This window comes from Bartonella ancashensis (genome assembly GCF_001281405.1).
GTDB lineage: Bacteria > Pseudomonadota > Alphaproteobacteria > Rhizobiales > Rhizobiaceae > Bartonella > Bartonella ancashensis.
In genome coordinates, this window is the sequence record NZ_CP010401.1 from 665,525 (window position 1) to 689,936 (window position 24,412).

Below are 24,412 nucleotides of genomic sequence, written 5' to 3' on the forward strand. Positions count from 1 at the left end.
CTCTCTTGCCATCATTATTTTATTATCTAATAAGTTTATAAGTTTTTTGCTAGCTGACTTTTAGCGATGAAAGGTTTTATTTATGAAAATTGCTATTCAAATGGATCATATTTCAACGCTGCAGATTCGAGGAGATACTACTTTTGCACTTGCTTTAGCGGCTCAAGAACGTGGACATAGCCTTTTTCATTATACGCCGGAACACCTATCTATGTGCAATGGTTGTATTGTTGCTCCATTGGAGAAATTGAGTATACGTGATGAAGAAGGAAGTCATTATCAACTGGGGACGCCTATTCGCACAGAATTGACAGAAATGGATGTGATTCTTTTACGCCAAGATCCACCGTTTGATATGCATTATATTACTACGACACATCTCTTAGAACGCATTCATCCTAGGACCTTGGTTATTAACGATCCAATGTGGGTACGTAATAGTCCGGAAAAAATTTTTGTCACTGAGTTTTCAGATTTAATGCCGGAAACACTAATTACAAAAGATGTTGAAGAGATAAAGGCATTTAAAGCTTCTGTTGGCGATATCATTGTTAAACCACTATATGGTAATGGCGGTACAGGTGTATTTCATTTAAAAAAGGATGATCGCAATTTGATGTCTCTCATAGAAATGTTTACACAAAATTATCGTGAACCGTTCATTGTTCAGCGTTATTTAGATGCGGTTAAGGATGGGGATAAGCGGATCATTTTGCTTGATGGTGAACCTGTTGGAGCAATTAATAGGGTTTTAGCAGAAATGGATGTTCGTTCTAACTTGCATGTGGGAGGGCGAGCAGAGAAGAGTTACTTGACCGAACGCGATTATGAGATTTGCTCTCGGATTGGTCCAGTTCTACGTGAACGGGGTTTTCTCCTTGTTGGAATTGATGTGATTGGAGAACATATAACAGAGATTAATGTTACATCTCCTACAGGTGTTCGTGAAATAAAGAATTTTGGAGGTGCAGATATTGCCTCTCTTTTTTGGGATACTGTTGAAGGCAAATATTTGCGTTAAATTTATTTGATAGAGGTGTGCGTATTATATAATAAAATAAAATGGTTATATCAAAATGAGGGATTATACGGCTATTTATTTTATTGACTTTTTTAGAGCTTATTCCGCACCTTTTTGTAGTTTTTTATGGCTTCTGGAGCCAGTCTTTTGTGATTTGCGCTCTTGGTGTAAAGAGACGCCATTTTGTCTTCAATCTATTCAAAAATTTCTTTCATTTGTGAAGCTGTAGCTCCTGCATTGGCTGCTCTTGTTGCTGCTAATTTTCTTAATCCATGAGCTGATTTTTTAACGTTTGCTACGTTACCAAAAACTTCTTTGGTTAGTTTTTTACCGCTTTTGCCACAGATAAATGTTTCATCACCAATCGGGCCAATTTCAAGTGTTTCAGCTAATTCAGGTAAAATGGGAAGAAAGACATCCATTTGAAATTTACTTTTTTCCGTTTTTAAATGAATGATATTATCTGTTACATCCTTCCAGCCAATTCGTATTGCATCACCACGCCGTAATCCTGTGTATAGAAGAACATCAATCCAAACACGTTCATGAGTTCCCAATGGCCAATGATAATAATATTTGTCTATGTCTGCTTCAGACCAAACGACAAATCCATCTTTATTTTTTAACGGTGGAGCTTTGACACCAAGAGTGGGATTTTTTTCTAACAGGCCTTGTTCCATTGCCCATTTGAAAAGGCTATTCAAAGCTTTTAGGAAATTTTGGGCAGTAGCGGGTGTTTCTTTTCGTCGTTCAACACCTGCTATGATATGTTTTTTCTGTATCACTTTATAGGAGAGATGACCTATAGAGTCTAAAACTTTCATCAAAATGAGTTCTTTTTGTCTCTTGGTTGATTTGGCAAGGCTATACCAATTGACACTGTTAAAATACTGTGTCAGTAGCCACGCAAAAGAGCCTTCAACAGGAGCACCTGGTTTCGATAAAGGGAGTGTACGTCCTTCTAGTTCAGAGAGCGCAGTTTTATAGTTGTTGATAAATTCTTGCGTTCCATAGGCTCCACGTACCCTCCGTCTTGGGCCATGGCCAATACGGACATACCATACAGTTTTACCATATTGTGTGATTTGTTTCACAAGATGAGGTGGTCGTTGTTTAGACATTATACAACCGATTTATAAGATGATTTCAGGATCATAATCGTCATTTGAGAGATCCCAGAAATTATCAGGATGCATAGCTGTATTGGATACTCCGATCCCAGGTTTTAAATAGATTAATAATTCGCCAGTTGGCTTAATTTCCATCAGTTCACAGCCTTGTTTTTTAGCTTCTCGTAAGGCACGAGCAATAGCAGGCTGTGTTATGGTCGGTAGTCTATGAGCCATGTTGAGTATCCTTTTAATTTTTTGGCGCAATTTACTTGTGGCGTGAAAGGCGCATAGTTAGAAACAGTTGTGAGAAGGGTGGGAACACTTGAGGGGGGAAGAAAAGTGCTCCCTATTTCTTAAGCAGCTTTGATGCAGATCTGCTCTATGTCTTGTTCGATTTCTGTCAAGAAATGCTCGACAGCTTTATTAATGTGTTCAATCTGCTCATCATCGCGGTTAATGCGTTGAACTTTCATCCGTATCTTCATGCTCAACGCCCATTGCATCGCTTGTGTTTCATAAGATGGGTTGATTTGACCTGTTAAGCGTTCTGTGATGAGTTTGATTTTATAATCTTCATATTTGCTGGTTGGTAAACCTTTCACTGTTCTGTTGACGACATAGTCAATGTTTGAAGCTGTCACTTTTCCTAACCGTGCTTGAAACCATTCTGCTGTTCTTTGTTTCATGTCACGTCACCGTTGGTTGTGATGTTTGAGAAATTTGAATGCGTTGTCTGTCCTTCAAACTATTCAAAGCGATTTGTGCTTGATGATCAGACATTTCTGAAATGCTATTTGCTTTCACGAAAGCCAACATTCTTGTTTCATTTGCATTGGTTGTTTTGATTAACTGTTTGATTTCAGTGATTTGTTGAGGAGATGCAGGCATGACATTTTCTAAGCTGTTCCCATCTAAATCATCATCTTTGCTGGCGACATTGAGTAACATTCCTAACAGGTAGCGGCGAGCATAGGTAATGGTTGAACCAATAGACTGGATGTTTGTTTTGGAACCGGCTCCATTAATAGGAAATTCTCCATCTGTTGAAACTTTGTGACCAGAGGGATGTGCCAGTGTCATTTCTATCACAATATTTGTTGTGGTTTGGCTTTTAATTTTAGAAAAGAGAGAAAAGCGGTGTTTTGCCAGAGCCTCTTTAACCCCGTCGATATAATAATCAAGAGTGGCATATTTACTATTGGTAAAGTTATTTGTAGCGTTTTTGATGATTTCTTTGCATTCCGATTGCATCGCTGAAAGATCAGACACGAATTTTTCATAGTATTGTCGATCGATCTCTTTTTCTCTCAAAGCAATGAGATGTTCTAGACGGTTCATATCCACATCGTTCTCTAAGGCTTTATCGAGAATTTTATCTAAAGCTGTGGTTTTGATTTCTAGGTTTTCTGATTGTTGAGCTTTGTTCATTCATGTCTCACATCCTTAATTTGGAGCGCACTTCCTCTGTGGCTTGCAGAACGTATGTGTTAAATAGTTATCAAAGATTGCTGTAAAACCTTGCTCTTTAGAGCGATGATGATGTCAATTAATGCATGCTGTTTTTGCGTAATTCTTGTGAAAGAACGCTTAAACCTTTAGATGTGATTTTTGCTTGAGCTACAGTCAACTCAGAACCATCTGGCTTAGTTATTATTGTCATGGGATAATCTATCACTCCGATATTCATTTTGTCTTGATGAGGAATGAAAGAACTTTTAGCAGTTCTTTTGTAGATCCATTTCTTTTCTTGCAATCGATTGAACAAATCCTTCGGACGCATTTCAAGAATTTTTGCTGCATTTGTAATACACAACAAGCTATCTGAGCGAGATAATTGCTCAAGGGCTTGTGCTTTTGGTTCTAATTTGGCAATGATACTGTCTTTGCGTTCATTTTCGCTTTTTAAATATGTTACAAAGCCAAGCATCACCTCAGGATTGGAGTAATCGATACGAGGTGCAGCTATCTGTTTTGCAAGCTTTTCGCACTCGATGAAATAGTGTCGAGCCTGTCTGCCTTTCTCGTTGCGTTCAACCATGGAAAGTTCTTTTGCCATGTCTAAGGTGAGAGCATAATCCTTAGAAGGACGGCCGCCTTGGAGGTTTTCGCCAAAATTGGCGAAAACTATATAGTCTCGATTTTCTATAAAACTGTATTTTTTAATGCGATTTTTAATCCAATTGGTAAAATCACGGCCCACTTCTAAAAAGGCATGCAGCTCACGCGCATTAACAGTTTGGATTGTGTCTTGTTTAATTGTATTGTGATGAATAGTGATAAGCTCTTCCATTGCGAACCTCATAGAGATAGGATTAGTTAGTCAAGAGTGATTGATTTTAGAGCGCTTTAGAAGTCGTCACACTAAATCATAAGCACGCAAGCGGTGTTGCTGCTCATATCTGCCGTAGATGATATCATTAGACTTTTGTGCTTTTTGCTCTTTTAAAAGTTCAGCATATGCATTGCTATTTTCAATAAATGGATGCTCAACAGCTCCATCAAGACAAATGCTGTTATCACGAATATAGGTTTCTGCAATTTCTTCAGAAAAGTCTTCATAGTGCTTGGTTTCAAGGTCTAAACGAAAGACTTGTTCAGCACCTTCTGTACCGTTTAGTACTTCCAAGATTTCAAATTCATCATAGAAATGTCCTGAACGAGCAATGTGCTCTCCATCGCTGTACGTAACTAATAAGATTTCATTAGAATTTACAAAAATTGGTTTTTTCATCTTTACCCCCTCGCACCCTACTGGTGATTGTTTGTGCATTAATTGTCAAAATATACCGTAATGGAAAATGAATGTCAATACCAAAACGGTTTTTTATTTTGTGCACTGTAAAATCTTGTTTTTCAGGGGTAGGAAGATGTAGAATTTTGAGGAATAAAATTATCCTTAGCGCTGTAAAATAGTGCCCTTCAAGAAAGGAGGGTATTAACAATCTTCTGTTTCTTGATAAAATGAGGAAAGAAAATCAAGAAGTTTGACTTTTTTGTCATGGCTTAGATGTTCTAACATGTTTTGTATTTGTTCATCTAAGCTATTGGCTGTTTGTTCTGCAAACATTAATTGCTTAGGAGTTATAGCTAAGTGAGGTGCTAGGCGTATTGCCCATTCTTTTGTTAATTTTCTATGTCCGCTTTCCAGACGAGAAATTTGTGCTTGGCTAGTTTCTGCTAGCTCAGCTAATTTTTTAGTGCTTAAACCTATTTTTTTTCTGAAAAATTTTAAATTACTCATAATTTTTATCCTATTGGTATCTCTTTGTTTTGCAGGGATAGGCTTTACGGTGCTTCGGGTAACATTATTTTCATCTCCAAATTTTGATATAAGTTGAATGTTATAAATCAGTGTTATAATATAAGTACTATATTGGATGCTTGATTTATGTTGCTTTTTCATTCGTTATCAATTGCTGTCAAATATCATAATATTTGACATATTGTATGAAAAAACGAGTCTATTAACATTCTCCTTGCAATGAAAGGCAAGGCTTTGCAGAATTCTGGGTAAAAATCTCGCATTTTATGCTGATTTGGTAAAAATTAGCTTGCATTTTAATTTCCAATATGGTAAATTTAGTGCATGTTTAAGCTAAAATCATATTTAACAGAAAATAATATTACTTACGCGGAGTTTGCGATGTCTATAGGGGTCTCGCAAGCATCAATAGCACGATACATAAATAGAAAAAGATTTCCTCATCCTAAAATAGTAAAAAAGATAGCAAAGGTTACGGATAATCACATAAGTCCTAACGATTGGTATCAATAAAATCTCCTAACTATGATGTAATGTGCTCATAAGAGTTATACGAAATGTCTCTTAACGTAAATAATGTTTCAAAATACAGCAAATTAATTGAGTTGCTGAGAGCGCTGTAAAGCCTCGCTTTTCAGAGCGAGGAGGATATTAAATTTAATAAAGAAAGGGGGGGCAGTCATGTTAACTAAGTCGTTTTGGTATCGATTTTTCCCATCTGATTGGATTTCTGAGACTACCGGAATGAAATCGTATCAAATATCAACTTACATGATGTTGATGTTGCTCATGTATAAAAAGAGGCAGCCAATTTTTGATAATGCTTGTATATTAGCACGCATTTCTGGTTGTTCGGTAAAGACTTTTAATGAGGCATTAGATTTTTTACTAAGTGATGAGAAAATCATACGTTTAGAAGATGGTCGTTTATGGAGTCTAGAAGTTGAAGAAGAACTCAAAAACTCCGATGAGAACTTAAATAAGTTTTCGGAGAGAGCTTCCAAGGCAGCCAATGCAAGATGGCAAAATCATAAAAAAACAGAAAGTGATAATAAAAATAATGCACATGATGCGAAGCATAAAAATGCTAAGCATGCTAAAAATGCTAAGCATGTTATGCATACTAAAAACGCTCAAAGTGATGCTTGTGATGACAAGCAGAATGATGCTAAAAAACATTCGAATGATGATGCTAACAAGCATTCAGAGCGAGCATCTAGAGCAGCTAAGGAAAGATGGAAAAATCACGAAAAATCAGATAGTTGTATAAATTTATTAACAGGAAATGTTAGTAAAAATAATGCTAAAAATGCTAAACATGATGCTTGCGATGCTAATAACATAACAATACATAACATAACATATAATAAAAAAATAACTCTATCGAGTTATCAAAAAAAGATCAGGAAACGGATGCTAAATTGGACGTTTCTGAATTTTTTAGAAAATCAGATTCAGGAGCTAGAACCTTCATCAGCAAGTAATCAATCAAAACTAGCAAAAAGCAAACGAGGATGTCGCTTGCCAGAAGACTATGAGCCTGATCGAGAAGCTGCTGTTACGCTTGGCTTACCGCCAGAATGCGTTACGTTAGAAATCGCAAAATTCAAAGATTATTGGCTTTCGAAAGCCGGAGCAAATGCTACGAAAGTGGATTGGCATCGGACATGGTGCAATTGGGTGAGAACTGCAATAGAGCAATTGGAAAGGAAGAGAAGCTATGGAAACTCAAATAACTCTCAAAGCGGAGGACAGCGTGGCTGGGGTCATAGCGTTGCACGATACATGTCCACTATCAAGAATTCGTCAGATCTCTACAGCATTTTACGCGATGAGGATGATAAAACCGCCGTTTCTTTGGGCTCGAGGCAAGAAGCCCTCCCTTTCAGAAGCGAAGGCAATTATCTCTTTGGGACATAAGGTTTTGAAAATCCTTGATGAAAAGGCTACGAAAGAAGAATTGAGTACGATGTTTCAGCTGCTTTCTGGTGCTTTGAAACATCAATCTACTGCAGACGCGAAAGCAACAGCAGCGGCTTATCTTCTTTCCCTTGATGGTATAAGTCATTGGGCGCTCAAGACTGCAACTAGGGACATCATGAGAGGGAAGGCAGAGGGTTTATCAAGAACGTTCATGCCTTCTGCTCCAGAGCTTTACGCCTATTGTGACAAACTTGAGAGAGATATTCGAGGGTGTGTTGAATATGTTTTCAAAGCACTGGAAAAACCTGAAGCGGTTTCTTGAGATAATTTTGCAATTTAGCAAAATATTGGGAAATGCTAATAGGTTTTGGATTGGATGATGTTTTAAATCGATATAAAAGCTAACTGAAAGAGATTTGAAAGTTTTTTGATGTTGGGGAGAAGAAATTTTAAAACGCGCTGTGTGAGTCAATTTAAGCCAAATAAAGGTATATGCTAAAAATAGCCTAAAAGCTGCAAATTAGAGAGAAAAAGAGCATGGAAATTGTTAAACGTTTGTTCTCAAAAAACAATAAACCACAAAAGCGGTTTGTTGCAACTGCAATTGGCCATGTTCCTTGGGGTCTTGGCTCTGCTGAATATTTCTATAATCTCTACGAATGTGAAGATGGTACGCGAGAGTTTGAAGCATTTGAAGGCTATCAGTTCTACGACGTACCAAAAAAAGCAGACTTTAGCACTAAAGCACAGGTGAAGGCACGGATGTACGGTGGTAGTATTCCAAAGACCATTCTCAACATTGAGCCACTCATAGAGGAAATCAATAAAGACATTAAAAGGTATTCAGCTGGATGAGGATATCAAATCACTTAGAAAAATTTCTTATTCAGAAATATAAATAATTATAATTATAGTTTTTAATAAAAGATAAAAAGTCACATTTTGTTATAAAAACTACACACAGAAGGCGGGTAGGATGTTAACGTACCATTTTACCGTAAGAGCTTTGTGGCAAAATAGCAAATATTTCCCCAATCCACATAATTTTCACGTTTTTAATAGGTGAGCTATTCCATGAAAGTAGGTCTATTTCTCCACTCATTCTTCTACTAATTTTCTTTATATATCTTTTATTATCATGTGTTAAAACGACGGCTTCTCTTCCAAAAAAAGATTCTATTGTTTTAATTTGACGCCGTCTAACAATAACCATGTCTCCATCTTTGTAAACAGGGAGCATAGAATCTCCTTTAACTTCAAAAGCGATCATGTCATCAGGAAGAGTGAAGGGGATTTCCACTTGTGCAAGGCCTTCTTCGGGAATTTGTTCAAAGCTTGGATCTATCTGTGTTCCTGCTCCGATATAGCCCATAAGAGGCACAAAAGTTATTATATGATTTTCTCCTTTTAGTTCTCTGTATAATTTCAAAATAGCATCACGATTCGAACCTCGTGGGTCTGAAACTTTAAGCCACTTAGATACCGAAGCTTGTGTTACATTCAGTCGTTTGGCTACATCTTCTTGAGTTAGATTAAATTCAGTCAAAATCTTTTTTAAAGTATTTATGATATTCGACTTGTTGCTCATGATTTTGCTTACCTTATTTTTTATCTTTGATAAGAGTAAATCTTTCTTGATTTATTATAACTATAATTATAGTATTTAGTAAAGGAAAGGTTATCTTTGATTGAAATTTTGAATGAATCAATGAGAAAATTTTTAAAATTAGACGAATTGACATTTTATTTGTCTGAATAGCAAGATTTATTGTGAAACGGATAAGCTAAGCCGAATTTTGATCAGCTGTATTCAGATCACTGCAAAACCTTATCCTTCAGAGTGAAAGGAATATCAATTAGCTATTTTTAGCAGAGGGGAGAAAAAAATAGTTATGCATAAAAGTAAGGGCGATACAGAATTAGACAGCAGAATAATGCGGTTAATTTCTACATTTAGTGATGAGCAGAAGAAGGATTTTATTTTTTATTTTCAAGATGTAAGCGATTTAAAAGAAGAAGAGTTATTTCTTTATCTAACTGATTTGTTTTTTTTAAAGGATCAATAATTTTCTCATCAATAGTTTGTTCAACAGTAGAAATTGGGAAGGAGGGGCTATTTTCTTCTCCAGCTAATAACCATCCTTCACTAACCTTAAATGCTTTTGCATATTTCGCAAATGCGCGTGATATTCCTCTAACTCCTTGTTCATGCTGGATATAACTGGAGTAGTTCCATCCAAAATACTCTGCAGCTTCTTTAGCACTTCTAAAACCACGTGCTAAACGCTCTTGCGTTAACCTAGAGGATTTTTTTGTTATTTGATCGAGCATTTTTTCCTCTAGATACAATTATGTTGTGTTTTTTTGTTTTGAGCAGCTTTAAGGGAGAATTTTACAGTGCTCAAGATGAATGTTCTCAAATTTGAGGATATCTCTTCAATGTATAGCGTTTTTAACATTTTCTCAATGCTACTCTGTCTAAGCGTAGTTAGGAATCTTTGTCTTCCAGAGCGAGGAGGATATTAATTTTTCACTCTAATTTTTGAAACGGGAACTTCAAGATCGGTCAGCAGAAGATATTTTAGAGGATGAGAGATATAAAGACACAAAAGATACATTATTGTGTACCATTATAACACGAAATGTGTATTATTATAAAGGGATTGATCTCATGAAACGTATTGTTTTAGCCTTAGCTTTGAGTTCTGCTTTGTTTTCAGTTGTGTCTCCAGTTGCAGCTGCAGACCAAGAAGTATCAGACCAAGAAGTATATAGTGCAGAATATCAAGCATACATTGATAAAATAACTGCGTGTAATGCTGACAAAGCATGGCGGATTTACCTTGACAACGGGAATACAGACGGTTGTGAACAAGATCAGCTTGAAGATATTGATCTTATCAAAAAAGAATATAATAGTGGTGGTTATTGGTTATCTTATCGGGAATTTTTAATGCTTTGGTAATGTATAATCCTATGTAGAGCTTTTAATTTGCATCTTTCTTATTTTGCAAAGTGAGGAGGATGCAGGTTATGCTGCGTCCTTAATTGAAATAATCACTTGTTTGCCAAGAACAGCTAATGCTTGTTCTAGCATTTGAAGTTTAGTTGGATAGTTGGGATCGAGAATACGTCGCGCTTCTGTTTCTTTTTTCCAATACGGTTAGCCAATTCTGTCTTTGTGATATTAGCTTCATTAAAAGCTTCTATTACTGCCAATTTAAGGGCGTTCCGTGCATCTACCGTTACCGCTACGAGACCTTTATATTTTTGTGGTGTAGGCAAAGGTAAATTACGTATAAGATAGCTCCGCAGTGCTAAACCTAAGTCTTTAGATGGTTAGTATCGCACAAAAAAGTTCGATATCCAAAAACTCGATGAACAAAAAATTGAATAAAAGTTTACAACAGAAACAAGCAAAAATATTTTATAAATAATTATTATTTTCAGTAAGTTATACATGTTTTTGTTTTTATAGATGAGATAATTGTGTTATAATTAGCAGTATAAAAATAGTTATTGAGTTTCTGTATTAAGTTTCAATATTCAGCTTTAAAGATAACGCGTTTTTTCCTCTAAAAAAGAGTAACATAAAGGGTGGGGCTATCAGTATGTTTAATAAAGTCATTTTAATTGGTTACCTTGGTGCTGATCCAGAAAGTAGAAGAATGGCTTCTGGGGCCGAGGTGGTCAATTTTCGTATCGCTACCTCACAGAGTTATACCGATAAAACGACCAATCAGCGAGTAGATAAAACTGAATGGCATTCCGTTGTGATTTTCAATCCGCACCTTGCAAAAATTGCCCTTCAATATCTTATTAAAGGAAGTAAAGTTTACATCGAAGGACAACTCCAAACACGGAAATGGCAAGATAAAAATGGTGGGGAGCATTACACGACAGAGGTGATTTTGCCGCAGTTTAAGGGAGAGTTGTATCTCCTGGATTCAAAGAAGAATTTTGTCAGTGATGGTCCATCTTCACAGTCTAATACGCTGTCACAAAATTATGCCATAGCTTCAGGATCCGCTAATCTCGATGACAGTATTCCATTCTAATCAAAAATTGGGATATGGCGAAGTCAAAAAGAAAAAAGCGTACGAAACGTGCAAGATGCGGGCGTTCGCGGATTGAGGGATGTATGAGAGAACCCAATGGCCGTATTTCGCGAGCAAGGAAATCTCGTGAACCAATTGATCAGTTAGCTATTCAAATGCGTATGAAGCACCTGGAGCTCACATATGAAGAGGCAAAAAATCCACTGTCTGGTTCCTATATTGGACGGCTCTATTTGTTGGGAGGGAAAGACGGTCTCAGTCAAGAGCAATATGATGTTGCACAGCAGTATCTTGTTGTAGAAGATCAGAGCTTGCCACATCTCGTTGGTTCATTGCGTATTGTTCTTAATGCACTTCAAAAGCATTTTTATACAAAGCGGCAAAATATATAATATTAAAGATATTGAAATTAATATCGATTTAGAAAATTAATATTAATTGAAAGATCACAATGATGTGCTTTTTGTTCCAAACAAAAATGTTAAAAAATTAGCTGATGAGGTTAAAAATCTTTACGGCTATAATACCTATACTCAAACAGTTGAAGCAGCTCTGTTAATGTTAAAAGCAGCAAAAAAAGAAGTTTCTTATCATGAAAAGGCTTTAGAATTTCAGCAGCGGACACGAAAATTTTTAGGAAGGGGCTATAAACCTCGTACAGAAGAAGAACGTAAGGCGTTTTTTGATGATTTGAACGGAGGTTTTTAAATGTTTCTTGATGCCTCAGCTATCCTTTCTATTCTTTTAGGTGAGGAAGAAGCGCCTGTTTTTATTGAAAAATGGAAAAAAGCTAAAGAAAATTGCACGTCAGCAATTGCGGTTTGGGAGGCTGTAGCAGGCCTTTGTTTTGAAAGAACATCAGAAGGGAAACCGGCTGCGCGATCAACAGTTGTAGAAGCTAAGGCTTTAGTTGATGATTTTATAGACTTTTATAGTGTTAAATTTGTTTCCATTGATAGTTGTGAATATCAAACTGCTCTTCATGCCTATATGCATTTTGGTAAGGGTACAGGCAGTAAGGCACGGCTCAATATGGGAGATTGTTTTGCTTATGCTTGTAGCCAGAATTATAAATTGCCACTATTATTTAAAGGAAATGATTTTATTTACACAGATATTGAACAAGCTTGATATTCTTTCTCTGAAGGGAAGAGGCTTACGGTACTCAGGATAAAAGATCCCCTTATTAACGCTCGCCAATTTTGGCGAACGTTATAAGATTTGCGCTCTCCAAAATCGGGGAGCACAAAAGCTAGAAAAAGAAGTCAATTCAAATTTGAAGCCACCTATTTAAACAAACAGAAGAAGGGCCAGTCCAAATTTGGGGGCACCTATTTTCGTTTTATTTTAATGATTGAATTTTTTATTCATAATAAAATCAATTTTTACTAAAAATCTAGTAAAACCTAAAGGGGCAGTTTCTCAAATGTAAAATATCATTTCACTAAAAGCATCTAGAGAATATTTAACGACCTCAAATTTGAGCCGGTTAATTTTAGTGGTTACCTAGATTACCGTAAAGTTATCCTCTTCAAGGGAAGGAGGATGTAAACTAATTTTTATAGATATTTTTCCTATGTCCAATAGCTAAAACTAATATGAAGAGTTCTTTGTCATAAATATCACACAATATCCTGTAGTTGCCTATACGATATCTCCACAAACCTGACAATTGGCCTCTTAAAGGCTTGCCAACAGTACGCACATTCCCAAGAGGAGAAATTTGTTCATCTAAAAAATTAAGAATGCGCTGTGCTTCTTTTTTGTCGCATCTTTTTAAAAAACTGAGAGCTTTATTTTCATATTTAATCGTCCAAACCAAGCTCTTTCCTTATTTCCTCAGAGCTATAAAAAGTGGCGTCTCCCTTTTGTATACGTTCTCTTACTTGAGAAGCTAAATAATAATCTTCTGCTTCTTCGAGCCCACGTTCAATGATTTCACGCAGATAAAAAGATTTTGTCCGTCCTGTTTTGTCTGCTAGATTTTTTAAACGTGTCTCAAGATCGCTTGGCAACCGAATAGATGTCGTCATAGTAAGCCTCTTGTAATTCGTACTCACTGTAATACAAGTATAATGCATTGTATAGAAAAATGTTTCACTCGACATTTGCTTTGTTTTTCAAGGCAATAAGGATATTGAATAGTTTTCGCCTATTTGCGCGAAAATCTTTAAGGTAGTAACTATCTAAAATGATAAGGCCATACACACATTGCAGTTTTTTGTTTTTGAGGAATATATGGGAGAGAGAAGCTTAATCAGAAGATTTTTAGAGGATAAGAAATATAAAAAACACAAAACAGGTGTTACTTTGTTGACAATTATGACCATAATGTGTACATGGACCTTCATAAGGTCCTTTAAATAAGGTCCTGCGTAAATTTTGTTATTTTATAATTATTTTTTGCGTAAGGAGTTTATCTCAATGAAGCGTTTTATTTTAGCTTTAGCTTTGTGTTCGACTGCTTTTTGTTCAATAGCAGAGGCTAACAAGTACAAGGCTTATGCTGAAAGCATGAATCCTCGTTCTGATTTTATGATGAAATTGGAAATGTATAAGAGTTTGAGGGAATTCGATATCTTTAGAGAAAAAATGAAGGAGCATCAATGTCAACGCTTTAGCCGTTACTCGGAATCTCGAGGATATACAATGTACATGAAGTGTTCCAAAAATGTAGATTCTTTTAAATAAGAGAAATTTATTATTTCGTGAAAGCATATCCTTTTATGAAAAAGCAGCACTGATATTTGTAGTGGTTTAGGTTTGAAAAAACAGAATGAGCGAGATTTGTTTTCTGTTTTTCTTACCGAGTTTGCTATGAATGCTTTTGAGGTCCTTTTGCCTTAAATGATAGGGTTTATCTATCGCGCAACAGATTAAATCTAAGATATGTTGCGCATTTATTGCAGATAAATCAGATCATGTTTACAGTGTAGCGCTACATTACACATCTTACTATCTATAAAAATAAAATTTCTATACTTTTCTAAAAAGTATTTGAAGAATTCATTTAATTGGTCCTGCAGCATATCTGATTTTTTACATCCTCCTCTCCCTTGAAGGATGAGGTTTTACAACGCTCAGGAATAATACTTAGTATTTCGATTAATTACTCGACTTCACAAATAATATCCTGTTTCATACTTTTCTCTTGACAATGTTGTTTCAATATGAAACTTTCGAGTCAGGTGCTTCAAAAACACCTTAAGTTCACAGCGGATAGGTTGCCGAAACAATCGTCTTTTCCGCACATCAAAGGCTTTGACTCATTGTATGTTTGTAGCATACAATATGCTTGTCGGGTGTGGTTGCGCTATACAATACCCTCATGGGGAAAGTGTAACGACGGACTGTGAACCGTGTTTTTGAGCGCCCGATACTCTTTTGAGTGTCAATCAAAAACATTTAACTTCACAGGAGTTCGTCATGAACACTCCCATAAAAACTACAGAAAGCACTGTTAATAATAGTGCAACGGTTCAGACTATGTCTAGCCGTGAGATTGCTGAATTGTGCGGAAAAAGACATGATCATGTAAGGCGTGACATTAAGCAAATGTTAGAAGAACTATACTCTAAAAGAGATATCCCCAAATTTGGGGATATTTATTTAGACGCGCGGAGTCGATCTCAGCACTGCTATCATCTTCCTAAACGTGAATGTTTAGTTCTTGTCTCTGGTTATAGCACTGCTTTACGTGCAAAGATCATTGACTGCTGGCAGGCACTGGAAGCGCAAGTAGCAGCACCTTGCATTGATTACTCCAGCCCCGAAGTAGTTCTTGGTGTCTTGACGTATCTGAAAAACGAAAATGAACGCAAAGATAATGTCATTGCTGAATTACAACCAAAAGCAAAAGCCCTTGAAAGCTTAAAGCGGAGTGATGGTCTATTCGGTATCATTGAAGCAGCAAAGGTATTAGAAATGCGACCAAAGGATTTCATTCATTATTTGTGGAGTCATAATTGGGTTTATAGACGTGTTCCAGGTGCTCCGTTATTACCGTATCAGGATAAAATCAAGAAAGGTCTGATGGACTGCTCAACTCTGACTATTCACAAACCTGATGGAATAGAAAAAATAGTTTCTTCAGCTAAAATCACTGCCGATGGATTGGCGAGCTTGAGAGAGCAATTCCATGGAGGTGTGCAATGAAGATAGATACCGACTTTTTGTGCGATTTGTGGATGAAGCTGTCTCAGCTTTCTAATCGTGAAGACATTGAAGATGAAGAATGCACAGCCTTGGTTGATCTTATGGATGAGGTAGAAATAGCTTTAATGTTAAAACTTCAGGATGAAGTTCCGAATGCTTTTAAGGTTTTGGCGATTCAGAATTGTCTCCGAGTTTTTGATCCTTGGTTGAAGGCTTATAGCCCGGATTTAGACAAGGCACTTTGCCATTAATGAATAAGAAAGAACAAAGGCTGGAATTGAACACCAGCCTTTTTTCATTATTAGAATTATCTTGAGTGCTATAAAACCTTATTCTGCAAGAAAGAAGATGCCAATTGTTAATGGCTGTATTCTATCTGTCTATTAACTTTTCTGGTCGTTAGCGTTGGAATAGAAGAAACATCGATATCACGCAGTGCGTGCCACGTATCATAATTTGCTTGAAGCTGTAACCATAGTGCTGGCCCATTACCTAATAATTTGCCGATGCTCGCTGTTGTTACTGCCGTAACGAGACGCTGACCTTTAAGGATGCCGTGTAGATGTTGACGAGAAATTTGAAGAATATAAGCTTTCAGTTTTGTTTATATCCAAATGCTCCAAAGCTTCAGCCAAAATTTCTCCTGGATGGGAAGGACAACGATTAGGATGTCGCATGATCATTGTATAGGATCATTTAAAAAGCTTTAGTGATATTACTCGAAATCAAGGTGAATCACGTGACTACCAACAAATTCGAATGTGATACACCATGGCCCATTAACGTGGATAGTGTAGCGAGTTGGAACAAAACCTCTTAATTTGTGAGAATCGTATCCTGGTAAATTGATGCCGTCCAATTGAGAAGTTGCTTCAAGTACATCAAGATGACGAAGAATACGCTGTTGAAGCTTGTGATCAATTTTACTTTTCCTTGTCCCCTAAAATGTAATATAATAAGTTACATTTTTGAATAAAAATACAACAAATTAGCTATTTTCAAAATAGAAACGAATGCTGCCTGTCCGTAAAGGATAGGCTTTTTTATGGGGAGAGACATATGCGGAAAATATCCAAGGAAGGACTTGCACTTATTAAGCAATGGGAAGGGCTGCGCTTGCATGCCTATGAAGATGCTATTGGGGTATGGACAATAGATTATGGCCATGCAGTACAAGCAGGAGAACCTATTATACAAGAAGGTATGAAAATAATTGAAAGCCAAACAGAGACCATTCTGGAACAAGATTTGAAACAATTTGAGAGCACTGTTGAGCAGGCCGTTACTGTTCCTTTGACTGATCAGCAATTCGCTACACTTGTATCGTTTTGCTATAATGTAGGAGCAGAAGCTTTTTGTAATTCTACCCTTTTGAAAAAGCTGAACAAAGGTGATTATGAATTCGTCCTGGCTGAATTGCAAAATGGATCAGTGCAGGTGGCAAACGTTTATAGGGGCTTGCCAATCGTCGGGAAGCAGAAGCTGGGCTCTGGGTTAAAGGGGCTTATGTTTGTTCAAATTATCAAAAAAGTAGAAACAAAAGAGCCAACTCATTCTTTTAAAGCAGAAGTTCTAGCATCTATCATTGGATCCTTATCAGGTTTAACAGGAATTTTGACAGGACAAGGTCCTGTGCAATGGGCTTTAGCTTCGATTATGGTTTTAGCAGCCTGTAGAGGGATTGTTTTTGTTGCCAAACGTTTTCAGGAAAAACGCTTATGACTTGGTTGAAAGAATATTTCCTGATTACTCTAGCAGCTTTTGCTGCTTTTTTTATGGCTTTCATGAAGGCTTTTTACACTGGAAAGGAGACTGAACAGCACAAGCAGACGGAGCGTGCCTCAGAGATGGCGGTAAGACAGCTTGAGGTAGAAAATGAGATTAACCGAAAAAGTGATGCTGATGTGCATTCTGCTCTTTCTCGGTAGGTGCGCAACAAATGAACAGGCGTTTTGCATTGGTTTGTTACCTATTTATTTGGAGCGCCAGGATTTAGAGGTAATCGGTCCTAATGTAGCGAGAGATCTCTTAAAGCGTAACAAGTAGGGGGAAGATATGTGTGATTGGCAAGATAGCAAAAAGAGAAAGTAATAAGAGCAAGAGTGTAGAGCTCACGGAATCAGAGAAAGAGCTTTTGCAAGAAATGATGAGTACTTACCAGGGGATGAAACTGATGTCTCGTTTGACGTGATGGATAGTGTTGATAATATTTTTGTTCATTCTTGATCTTGAACGCCTTATGAATGCACTGGATACGATCTTCACTCATTTGAAGCAATGGCTTGCAAAGAATTAAGAGGCTATTCTATTGTCCATTGAAAGAATTTAGTAACATTCGTCTTTTTGAAAAAAAACTCATCTAGCTGATCTCGTGCTATTTCTTTAGAAAACTCTTTCATTTTTCAATAACTTTTAGTCTTCAATATGATCACATACATCTGCCACTACCACATTGATTAATGGTTGCGGTGTTTGGTAATTCTCCATTACCTCTTCTATGCTCTCCTTCTCCAGTACAGTTTCTTTGAGACATAGAAACACTCAAAGGAGGTGCATTGAATCCAACCATTTCAAAAGGTGTAATTGCATAAATTTTTCGACGTCCCTCAGTTGAAAGATAATACAATAGTCTTGCTGGGTCTGTGGTTGGGCTGAGAAGAGCTCTGTATCGTTCAAGAGGTATGCCAAGTGTGTTTGTAATTATTAATGTGAATCCTTGGTGTGTCCTTACAAAAGGTTGAACATGAGCAATTCTGCCTGTACCAGCTGCATTAGCTCTGGAAATTAAAAGAAACCCAATCGTTCCAGGAAGAAGATTCACCAGATCTCGAAGCGTTCTTTGCATGTCTTGTGGCGTGCTTGCAGTAGCTGAAGATCTCCACAGATAGCCTGGTAAAAACATTGCCATCATTAGATGAGCTGCTCTATGCGCTCGTTCATGTCTACTTTCCCCTGCAGACAAAGGTACTGTAGCATAAGTTCGTGTTGTTTCAAGTCTTGCTGTAAGACCAGGGTATCTTTGACGAAATGAGAGAAATGGATCCGCACCTCCTTGTGTATTAAAGAAGTAACCGCCATCTCTAAGGGGGTCTCTTTGATGGTATTCTAGCAACTCAGCGAGCATTTGTGCAGTATGCAATGTGCAGGCTCCACAATAGCCAACTTCTTCTTGACGCCCAGCGACAGTACTTGTAGCAATCTGCCATAGTCTGTGTATCCACTCCGGAGTGAGAGTAAAATCAGGAGGTAAATGTCGTTTTACGCGTGTCTTGGAAGATTGAGCAACATTCTCCTTGTTTCCAGGAGCAGGGCAATAAATGAGTGTCTTTCCCAAATTCCCATTAACGTAGAGATTCCATTGTTCAATACCAGGAGAAAGCATAAATTTAGATTTTGGAGAATTTGTTGTGTCTTTTTCAAGGTAATCAGGCTTAGCTGTATAAGGGACACCCCAATTGGGACCATGTCGGGTAACTCTTAACGCATTACGATTAGAGTCCAGAATAAAACCGTCACGCCCATCTAACTGAAAAAGATCCCAGAAGGTAGAATCCTTCTTTTTAGGAATTTCATCTGTACAATATGTCCATTCTACCCAATTCCAATTTTGTGAGGGAGATTGTTTGGAAGCCATACAATAGAGGTATCCACTGTTAGAGTAATATTGCGCGATATGGCCATTTTCTGGGTTATAATAAAGAGGCGTTTCAGAGAGTGATGATAAGTCATTTTGAAGATAGTAGAGATGGAAAACAGGAGGGTATATATTGATAAATAGCCACGCTATAGATGTTCTGAAACTGAGACTAACGGGAGTAACAATCCTTTTGGTCCAGGAATCCATTTGAGGGGTTAAAGTGTGATCATAATAAGCGCTTTTGTCCTTTGAAATATAAGCATACCATTTATAGTCTTTAACACGAAATTTTTTATCGGCTGTATACAAGATACGGTTTTCAATGACCCAACGTTGATTAGGATCATTGAGAACACAAGGTCTTAGTAAAAGATAATCCCAATAAGTTGTGGAGTTTCCGTCAATATCTGTGATTGAACTAGGAGCGGTCATACACAACCATATATCATTTACTTTCCAAGCTACTCTTTGAAATAGGTCGTAGCGAGCTGGTTTAACATAAGAAGAGTTACAATTATCGATGTAGATATAGCCTTCTCCTTTTGTAAAAACTGGAGCATAGCAATATTCCTTTCCTGTATGGACCTTAACTTGGATAGCTTTATCCTGAGGATGGTTAGGAGGAGTTTGAATCACTCCAGGAACATGAGCTCCTAAAGACGTACGAGCATTTAGTAATAAACTAAAGAAGAATAAAAGGATTTTCCATCTCATTTTGCTTCCTTTGATTTCCTCCCCGCTATAGTTTTGATGAGTTAGTCAGGACCACCCGCTTTTTTATATGGTTGCCTCACAAGAAAGAGTTTTATGGTATTCTGGATAAAACAATAAGTTTACGTTCAATGTATGTTGTTTGCCATTTACGACGGATATGCTTGAACGTTAAAATTTTTAAAATTCCGTCAAGCTATAGAAATTAAAGAAGCAATGCGTCTTTGTAAAAAGTAGGCCGTTGTCTTTTTTTTACAAGGAACATCGCGTTCGGGATATGCCTGTCAAGAAAGAGTGGCTTTTAATTTAAAAATTAGTGGCAATGAAATAGGGATTGAGCGTGAAGAGCGTTACTCAGAGTTATTTGATGAAAGGGTTAATTATCTCTTTTACGTTCTACTCTTAAAGGTCAATTTTGATGAGGTTTACAGAGGCAAGTTGGAAAATCCTATTCCCTCACTTTAAAAAAGATTAATTAAATCAATGTGTTGAAATATGAAAAAAGCAAAATGGTGCCCAGAAGAGAGCTAAAATACAATTTTTTAATAAAATGATGAGCGTGATTTGATTATATGTGTTATGCTACAGATGTAGACTAGAATTTAGGTTGCTACAATGGTACTAGTAGAGGATACCTTTATTTCAATGAGGGAATTTGTGGATGAGTAGATTGTTGTCCGTTGGAGTTGGACTGGTTCTTGCGGTTGTGGCACTGGTTGATGCTAGTAGTGCCCGTGATCAAATTCAGATAGCAGGTTCGTCCACGGTTTTGCCTTATGCGAAGATTGTAGCTGAAACATTTGGAGAGGTTTACCCCAAATTTAAGACTCCAATTATTGAATCCGGAGGTTCAGGTTCTGGTATTAAAGAGTTTTGCCGTGGTCTCGGATACAATACAGTTGATATTGTAAATTCTTCACGAGCAATGAAGGTAGGTGAGCTACAATCTTGTTTTGATGCTGGTGTAAAGGATGTTGAAGAAATACGCATCGGATATGATGGTATTGTTCTTGCAACAGATATCAGTGGTTTTGACTGGAATTTGCGGCCTGTTGATATTTATAAAGCTCTTGCAGCTCGGGTTATTGTTAATGGAAAATTACAACCCAACAAGGTGATGAAATGGAACGTAGTCAACAATATTCTCCCCAGTCGGGATATTGTAGTTTACATTCCTGGTGAAAAACATGGAACGCGCGAGATTTTTGAAGAAAAATTGCTGATTGTGGGCTGTAAGGATAGTGGAGCTGTCGAAGAAATGAAATCCTTAGGGATGAATGATAAGGAGATTAATGCGGCTTGTATTGCCGTACGTAAGGATGGGAAGGCTATTGATATCGATGGGGATTATTCTGAAACGTTCACCCGATTAACGTCTCATAAGATGGGTATAGGTGTTTTTAGTTGGTCCTTTTATAAAAATAACGCTGATAAACTTAAGGTTGTATACATAAACAATGTTGAACCAAATGTTGAAACAATTTCTAACGGTCAATATCCAGTTTCTCGTCCACTTTTTTTCTATGTTAAGAAGGTTCATTTAGATACTGTACCAGGGTTATGGGAATATGTTGAGTTTTTCCTTTCTGATCAAATGATTGGTGTAGATGGTTTATTAGCTGAGTATGGTTTGATTGTTGCCTCTGAAAGAGAGCAGGAAATGCAACGTGCTTCTTTTTCTGTTGGAACAGTGATGACTTTGAGATGATTTTCTGAGTTACCCTATTTGTGAACATTGAAAGATAATATGCTTGTTTTTCTCGCTATCCTTCCATTATTAGCCCTGAGTGTTATTGGCTTTTTCGTTTCCTATGCGCGCGCTCGTCATCTTGAACTGAAAGGATTCAGGATGCATTCTCGCGCATGTTATTATGGCTGGTGGACACTTTTGATGAGCATTTTTCCAGCCTCTATTTTTTTTATATGCTGGAACAGTGGGAGTGCGATTTATTTAGAATGTCATGCTTCACGGGAAATTGACGTATTTGTGGGGCGCACAGCAGAATCTGTTGATCGTGATCTCATGTGGATGACTATCCGTAGTATGGTTAAAACAGCTGATTCTCATAAAGGTATTTTTTCTACAGTTTCTTACGATGATGTGCAGGCACAGCTGGCTCAGAAGAGTTTTGTTTTTCCTGAAGGAATTTCAGATTATGTGCTACAGGTGGCACAAGAATGGCATGCTCGTTCTATGAAATTGAAATTTATTGGTTGTATTTTATTTTTCATGATTGCATTTTGTGGTTTCATTTTTGGAATTATGCATGTGAATCCACGACAGCGTGCGCGTAATAAAATTGAACGTTTAATTGTCATTGGATTGATTTGTGCGTCTACGATAGCAATTTTGATAACGGTAAGTATTACGCTTTCATTATTTTTTCAAACGGTCCATTTCTTTAAGTTTGTATCATTTTCTAATTTCTTTTTTGGAACGGTTTGGGACCCTCGCTTTTCTGCTGTTGATTCTGGAGGTAAGATAGGGCAATTTGGTATGATACCGCTTTTAGTCGGGACGCTTTATATTGCATTCGTAGCGATGCTTTTTGCTGTCCCGGTTGGGTTGTTTTCTGCCCTTTACATGGCGGAATATGCTTCTGCCCGTTCACGGTCAATTATCAAACCATTGTTAGAAGCACTTGCTGGTATTCCAACGATTGTTTACGGCTTTTTTGCTTTAATGGTTGTAGGTCCTTTTTTGCGTGATATTGCCATTGCTCTTTCCGGCGGAGTTTATTTTATCATGGCGCAAAGTGTTTTAACTGCTGGTTTGGTGATGGGGATTATGTTGATCCCATATGTATCGTCCCTTTCAGATGACGTCATTACGGCTGTTCCGAATGCTTTACGTGAGGGATCCTACGGTTTAGGGGTAACGCAGTCTGAAACGATTAAAAAGGTTGTAATACCAGCTGCTCTTCCTGGGATTATGGGGGCGATTTTGTTAACAGCGTCGCGTGCAATCGGGGAAACAATGATTGTTGTTTTAGCAGCAGGTGTGGCTGCACATTTGACGATTAATCCATTTGAGGCAATGACAACGATGACAGTGAAGATTGTCAACCAATTAACAGGTGATTTTGAGTTTGATTCACCGCAGACTCTCGTTGCTTTTGCATTAGGGATGACACTTTTTGTTCTTACTTTTTTTATAAACATTGTTGCCCTTTATGTTGTGCGTAAATATCAGGAGCGCTATGAATGAGAGAAGGATTTTTTTCTCAACATCGTGATGTTAATCTAAAACGTAGATATTGGGCTGAACGTTGTTTTCGTGCTTACGGTTTAATGGCTATTTTCATTGGTTTATTTTTTTTAACCGTCCTTTTATGGTCGGTAATTAGTCGAGGTTACACGGCTTTTTTGCAAAGTGAAATTACATTATCAGTTTATTTTGATGAAGAAATAATTGATCCCAGTCAGCAGCGTGTAATTGATTCGAAAGTACTGAAAACTGCAAATTATATCCCTCTTGTGCGCAACTCGTTAGCTATAAAGCTTGGGGTGGATCTTAATGATAGAGCATTAATGCGTGATGTTGGTCGTATGTTTTCAAATAGTGTGCATATTCAATTGCGTGATATGGTAACGAAAGATCCAAGTTTAATCGGGACAACGCAGACAATGAGAATTTTGGCTGCAGCAGATATTGATTCAGCATATAAAGGGCATATTGATTTACGTGTTGCGGAAAAGAATCGTAGGGTTTCCGATAAGCAAATAGAGTGGATGAAACGCTTAATTCACGATGGCTCGCTTCGCAAATCATTTAATTATGGTTTTTTCACGCTCGGTGCATCAAGTCGTCCTGAAACTTCAGGTTTAGGTGTTGCGATAATTGGTTCCTTTTATATGATGATTATTGTTTTAGTAATTTCATTACCCATTGGCGTGGCAACGGCTCTTTATCTTGAAGAATACAGCCATAAAAATAAATGGGCAGATTTAATAGAGATTAACATCAATAATCTTGCAGCGGTTCCTTCGATTGTTTTTGGTCTTTTAGGGCTTTCTGTTTTTATTAATTTTTTGGGGTTACCACGTTCAGCGTCTTGTGTTGGTGGATTGGTTTTAACTCTTATGACGTTGCCAACGATTATCATTGCCACACGTTCTGCTCTGCGAGCTGTTCCACTTTCTATTCGCGTAGCAGCTTTGGGGTTGGGAGCATCGAAGACACAAATGATTTTCCACCACGTTGTTCCGTTGGCTATTCCCGGTATTTTGACAGGAACAATTATTGGTTTAGCGCGTGCATTGGGAGAAACGGCTCCATTGCTTTTAATTGGAATGGTTGCTTTCGTTGCGAATATTCCTGTTTCACTGACGGACCCAGCTACTGCCTTACCGGTTCAAATTTTTATGTGGGCTAGCGAAGCAGAACGCGCTTTTGTTGAAAAAACATCGGGTGCTATCATTGTATTGATGATTTTTTTAGCTATCATGAATTTTGCAGCTGTTCTTTTGCGGCGACGGTTTGAACGACGTTGGTAGTTATAAAAGCGCTTACATGTTGAAATAGAGGTTTGC

Annotated in this window: 29 protein-coding genes and 5 pseudogenes; 19 read left to right on the forward strand and 15 right to left on the reverse strand. The window is 37.3% G+C overall.

Annotated elements, in window-relative coordinates:
* Positions 1-82 precede the first annotated feature (82 nt).
* Positions 83-1,021: a glutathione synthase gene (gshB, locus tag PU02_RS02840; RefSeq protein WP_053943995.1), complete on the forward strand. Its 939-nt coding sequence runs from the start codon at positions 83-85 to the stop codon at positions 1,019-1,021.
* A gap of 92 nt (positions 1,022-1,113) precedes the next feature.
* Here gshB and PU02_RS02845 read toward each other — a convergent pair.
* The 7 genes and pseudogenes from PU02_RS02845 to PU02_RS02880 all read right to left on the reverse strand — a co-directional run bounded on the left by PU02_RS02845 (position 1,114) and on the right by PU02_RS02880 (position 5,536).
* Positions 1,114-2,142 (reverse strand): annotated as a pseudogene (locus PU02_RS02845) (tyrosine-type recombinase/integrase).
* A gap of 12 nt (positions 2,143-2,154) precedes the next feature.
* Positions 2,155-2,367, reverse strand: coding sequence for a hypothetical protein (locus PU02_RS02850; protein WP_053943996.1), 213 nt, complete (start codon positions 2,365-2,367; stop codon positions 2,155-2,157).
* A 119-nt stretch (positions 2,368-2,486) separates the two neighbouring features.
* A complete protein-coding gene (locus tag PU02_RS02855; protein ID WP_053943997.1) occupies positions 2,487-2,819 on the reverse strand; it encodes a PDDEXK family nuclease in 333 nt (110 codons plus the stop codon).
* Between the two features lies 1 nt (position 2,820).
* Positions 2,821-3,561, reverse strand: a complete 741-nt coding sequence (locus PU02_RS02860) for an ERF family protein (protein ID WP_053943998.1) — start codon at positions 3,559-3,561, stop codon at positions 2,821-2,823.
* Between the two features lie 118 nt (positions 3,562-3,679).
* Entirely contained in the window at positions 3,680-4,423 is a 744-nt protein-coding gene (locus PU02_RS02865) for an antA/AntB antirepressor family protein (RefSeq protein WP_053943999.1), read from the reverse strand.
* A gap of 66 nt (positions 4,424-4,489) precedes the next feature.
* Positions 4,490-4,864 (reverse strand): hypothetical protein, encoded by a 375-nt coding sequence (locus PU02_RS02870; protein ID WP_053943608.1) that lies wholly within the window; start codon positions 4,862-4,864, stop codon positions 4,490-4,492.
* Between the two features lie 204 nt (positions 4,865-5,068).
* Positions 5,069-5,536 carry a helix-turn-helix domain-containing protein gene (locus PU02_RS02880; protein WP_236824025.1) on the reverse strand — a complete coding sequence of 156 codons (468 nt, stop codon included), beginning with the start codon at positions 5,534-5,536 and terminating at the stop codon, positions 5,069-5,071.
* A 183-nt stretch (positions 5,537-5,719) separates the two neighbouring features.
* Here PU02_RS02880 and PU02_RS06530 point away from each other — a divergent pair, with 183 nt between their 5' ends.
* The 4 genes from PU02_RS06530 (at position 5,720) to PU02_RS02895 (ending at position 8,173) form a co-directional block, all read left to right on the forward strand.
* Positions 5,720-5,908: a helix-turn-helix domain-containing protein gene (locus tag PU02_RS06530; RefSeq protein WP_082311401.1), complete on the forward strand. Its 189-nt coding sequence runs from the start codon at positions 5,720-5,722 to the stop codon at positions 5,906-5,908.
* Positions 5,909-6,076: 168 nt separating this feature from the next.
* On the forward strand, positions 6,077-7,315 hold the full coding sequence (locus PU02_RS06920) for a DUF1376 domain-containing protein (protein ID WP_236824027.1): 1,239 nt from the start codon (positions 6,077-6,079) through the stop codon (positions 7,313-7,315).
* Complete coding sequence (locus tag PU02_RS02890) at positions 7,305-7,640, forward strand: hypothetical protein (RefSeq protein ID WP_236824028.1); 336 nt, start codon at positions 7,305-7,307, stop codon at positions 7,638-7,640. The genes PU02_RS06920 and PU02_RS02890 overlap by 11 nt, the downstream gene beginning before the upstream one ends.
* 215 nt (positions 7,641-7,855) lie before the next feature.
* A complete protein-coding gene (locus PU02_RS02895; protein ID WP_053944001.1) occupies positions 7,856-8,173 on the forward strand; it encodes a hypothetical protein in 318 nt (105 codons plus the stop codon).
* 124 nt (positions 8,174-8,297) lie between these two features.
* Here the strand turns inward: PU02_RS02895 and PU02_RS02900 are convergent, their stop codons facing one another.
* Positions 8,298-8,906, reverse strand: coding sequence for a LexA family transcriptional regulator (locus tag PU02_RS02900; protein WP_053944002.1), 609 nt, complete (start codon positions 8,904-8,906; stop codon positions 8,298-8,300).
* Between the two features lie 389 nt (positions 8,907-9,295).
* The gene (locus PU02_RS02905) at positions 9,296-9,649 is read right to left on the reverse strand and encodes a helix-turn-helix domain-containing protein (RefSeq protein WP_053944003.1); all 354 of its coding nucleotides are present in this window, start codon (positions 9,647-9,649) and stop codon (positions 9,296-9,298) included.
* 340 nt (positions 9,650-9,989) lie between these two features.
* Between PU02_RS02905 and PU02_RS02910 the strand changes: the two genes are divergently transcribed.
* A complete protein-coding gene (locus tag PU02_RS02910; protein WP_053944644.1) occupies positions 9,990-10,283 on the forward strand; it encodes a hypothetical protein in 294 nt (97 codons plus the stop codon).
* Positions 10,284-10,349: 66 nt separating this feature from the next.
* On the opposite strand, the pseudogene PU02_RS06980 reads toward PU02_RS02910, so the two are convergent.
* Positions 10,350-10,645: pseudogene (locus PU02_RS06980) on the reverse strand (type II toxin-antitoxin system HicB family antitoxin); the annotation flags it as partial.
* A 284-nt stretch (positions 10,646-10,929) separates the two neighbouring features.
* Here PU02_RS06980 and ssb point away from each other — a divergent pair.
* The 4 genes from ssb (at position 10,930) to PU02_RS02935 (ending at position 12,507) form a co-directional block, all read left to right on the forward strand.
* On the forward strand, positions 10,930-11,376 hold the full coding sequence (gene ssb / locus PU02_RS02920; protein WP_053944004.1) for a single-stranded DNA-binding protein: 447 nt from the start codon (positions 10,930-10,932) through the stop codon (positions 11,374-11,376).
* A gap of 14 nt (positions 11,377-11,390) precedes the next feature.
* Positions 11,391-11,768, forward strand: coding sequence for a hypothetical protein (locus tag PU02_RS02925; RefSeq protein ID WP_053944005.1), 378 nt, complete (start codon positions 11,391-11,393; stop codon positions 11,766-11,768).
* 64 nt (positions 11,769-11,832) lie between these two features.
* Entirely contained in the window at positions 11,833-12,084 is a 252-nt protein-coding gene (locus PU02_RS02930; RefSeq protein WP_144417872.1) for a type II toxin-antitoxin system VapB family antitoxin, read from the forward strand.
* Entirely contained in the window at positions 12,085-12,507 is a 423-nt protein-coding gene (locus PU02_RS02935) for a type II toxin-antitoxin system VapC family toxin (RefSeq protein WP_053944007.1), read from the forward strand.
* Positions 12,508-12,928: 421 nt separating this feature from the next.
* Here the strand turns inward: PU02_RS02935 and PU02_RS02940 are convergent, their stop codons facing one another.
* Together PU02_RS02940 and relB are read right to left on the reverse strand one after the other, a co-directional pair.
* A complete protein-coding gene (locus PU02_RS02940) occupies positions 12,929-13,198 on the reverse strand; it encodes a type II toxin-antitoxin system RelE family toxin (protein ID WP_053944008.1) in 270 nt (89 codons plus the stop codon).
* Positions 13,182-13,409, reverse strand: a complete 228-nt coding sequence (gene relB, locus PU02_RS02945; protein ID WP_053944009.1) for a type II toxin-antitoxin system RelB family antitoxin — start codon at positions 13,407-13,409, stop codon at positions 13,182-13,184. The genes PU02_RS02940 and relB overlap by 17 nt, the downstream gene beginning before the upstream one ends.
* A 391-nt stretch (positions 13,410-13,800) precedes the next feature.
* Between relB and PU02_RS02950 the strand changes: the two genes are divergently transcribed.
* From PU02_RS02950 to PU02_RS02960, 3 genes are all read left to right on the forward strand, one after another.
* Positions 13,801-14,067, forward strand: a complete 267-nt coding sequence (locus PU02_RS02950; RefSeq protein WP_053944010.1) for a hypothetical protein — start codon at positions 13,801-13,803, stop codon at positions 14,065-14,067.
* A gap of 735 nt (positions 14,068-14,802) precedes the next feature.
* Complete coding sequence (locus tag PU02_RS02955; protein WP_053944011.1) at positions 14,803-15,531, forward strand: phage antirepressor KilAC domain-containing protein; 729 nt, start codon at positions 14,803-14,805, stop codon at positions 15,529-15,531.
* Entirely contained in the window at positions 15,528-15,782 is a 255-nt protein-coding gene (locus PU02_RS02960; RefSeq protein WP_053944012.1) for a hypothetical protein, read from the forward strand. The genes PU02_RS02955 and PU02_RS02960 overlap by 4 nt, the downstream gene beginning before the upstream one ends.
* 107 nt (positions 15,783-15,889) lie before the next feature.
* Here the strand turns inward: PU02_RS02960 and PU02_RS06550 are convergent.
* Both PU02_RS06550 and PU02_RS06555 read right to left on the reverse strand, forming a co-directional pair.
* A pseudogene (locus tag PU02_RS06550) lies at positions 15,890-16,214 on the reverse strand (HigA family addiction module antitoxin).
* A 32-nt stretch (positions 16,215-16,246) separates the two neighbouring features.
* Positions 16,247-16,453 (reverse strand): type II toxin-antitoxin system RelE/ParE family toxin, encoded by a 207-nt coding sequence (locus tag PU02_RS06555; RefSeq protein WP_071628361.1) that lies wholly within the window; start codon positions 16,451-16,453, stop codon positions 16,247-16,249.
* Between the two features lie 137 nt (positions 16,454-16,590).
* Between PU02_RS06555 and PU02_RS02965 the strand changes: the two are divergent.
* From PU02_RS02965 to PU02_RS06925, 3 genes and pseudogenes are all read left to right on the forward strand, one after another.
* Positions 16,591-17,253, forward strand: a pseudogene (locus PU02_RS02965) (lysozyme).
* The gene (locus PU02_RS02970; RefSeq protein ID WP_053944013.1) at positions 17,250-17,459 is read left to right on the forward strand and encodes a hypothetical protein; all 210 of its coding nucleotides are present in this window, start codon (positions 17,250-17,252) and stop codon (positions 17,457-17,459) included. Before PU02_RS02965 ends, PU02_RS02970 begins: the two are co-directional and overlap by 4 nt.
* A gap of 131 nt (positions 17,460-17,590) precedes the next feature.
* A pseudogene (locus tag PU02_RS06925) lies at positions 17,591-17,827 on the forward strand (hypothetical protein).
* Between the two features lie 132 nt (positions 17,828-17,959).
* Here PU02_RS06925 and PU02_RS02980 read toward each other — a convergent pair.
* Positions 17,960-19,882: a DUF1561 family protein gene (locus tag PU02_RS02980; RefSeq protein ID WP_053944014.1), complete on the reverse strand. Its 1,923-nt coding sequence runs from the start codon at positions 19,880-19,882 to the stop codon at positions 17,960-17,962.
* Between the two features lie 658 nt (positions 19,883-20,540).
* Between PU02_RS02980 and PU02_RS02985 the strand changes: the two genes are divergently transcribed.
* Genes PU02_RS02985 through pstA form a run of 3 tightly spaced genes read left to right on the forward strand, consistent with a single transcriptional unit; the run spans position 20,541 to position 24,376 of the window.
* Positions 20,541-21,587, forward strand: a complete 1,047-nt coding sequence (locus PU02_RS02985; RefSeq protein ID WP_053944015.1) for a PstS family phosphate ABC transporter substrate-binding protein — start codon at positions 20,541-20,543, stop codon at positions 21,585-21,587.
* 39 nt (positions 21,588-21,626) lie between these two features.
* Positions 21,627-23,087 (forward strand): phosphate ABC transporter permease subunit PstC, encoded by a 1,461-nt coding sequence (gene pstC / locus PU02_RS02990; RefSeq protein WP_053944016.1) that lies wholly within the window; start codon positions 21,627-21,629, stop codon positions 23,085-23,087.
* The gene (pstA, locus tag PU02_RS02995; protein WP_053944017.1) at positions 23,084-24,376 is read left to right on the forward strand and encodes a phosphate ABC transporter permease PstA; all 1,293 of its coding nucleotides are present in this window, start codon (positions 23,084-23,086) and stop codon (positions 24,374-24,376) included. Before pstC ends, pstA begins: the two co-directional genes overlap by 4 nt.
* The last annotated feature ends 36 nt before the right edge of the window (positions 24,377-24,412 follow it).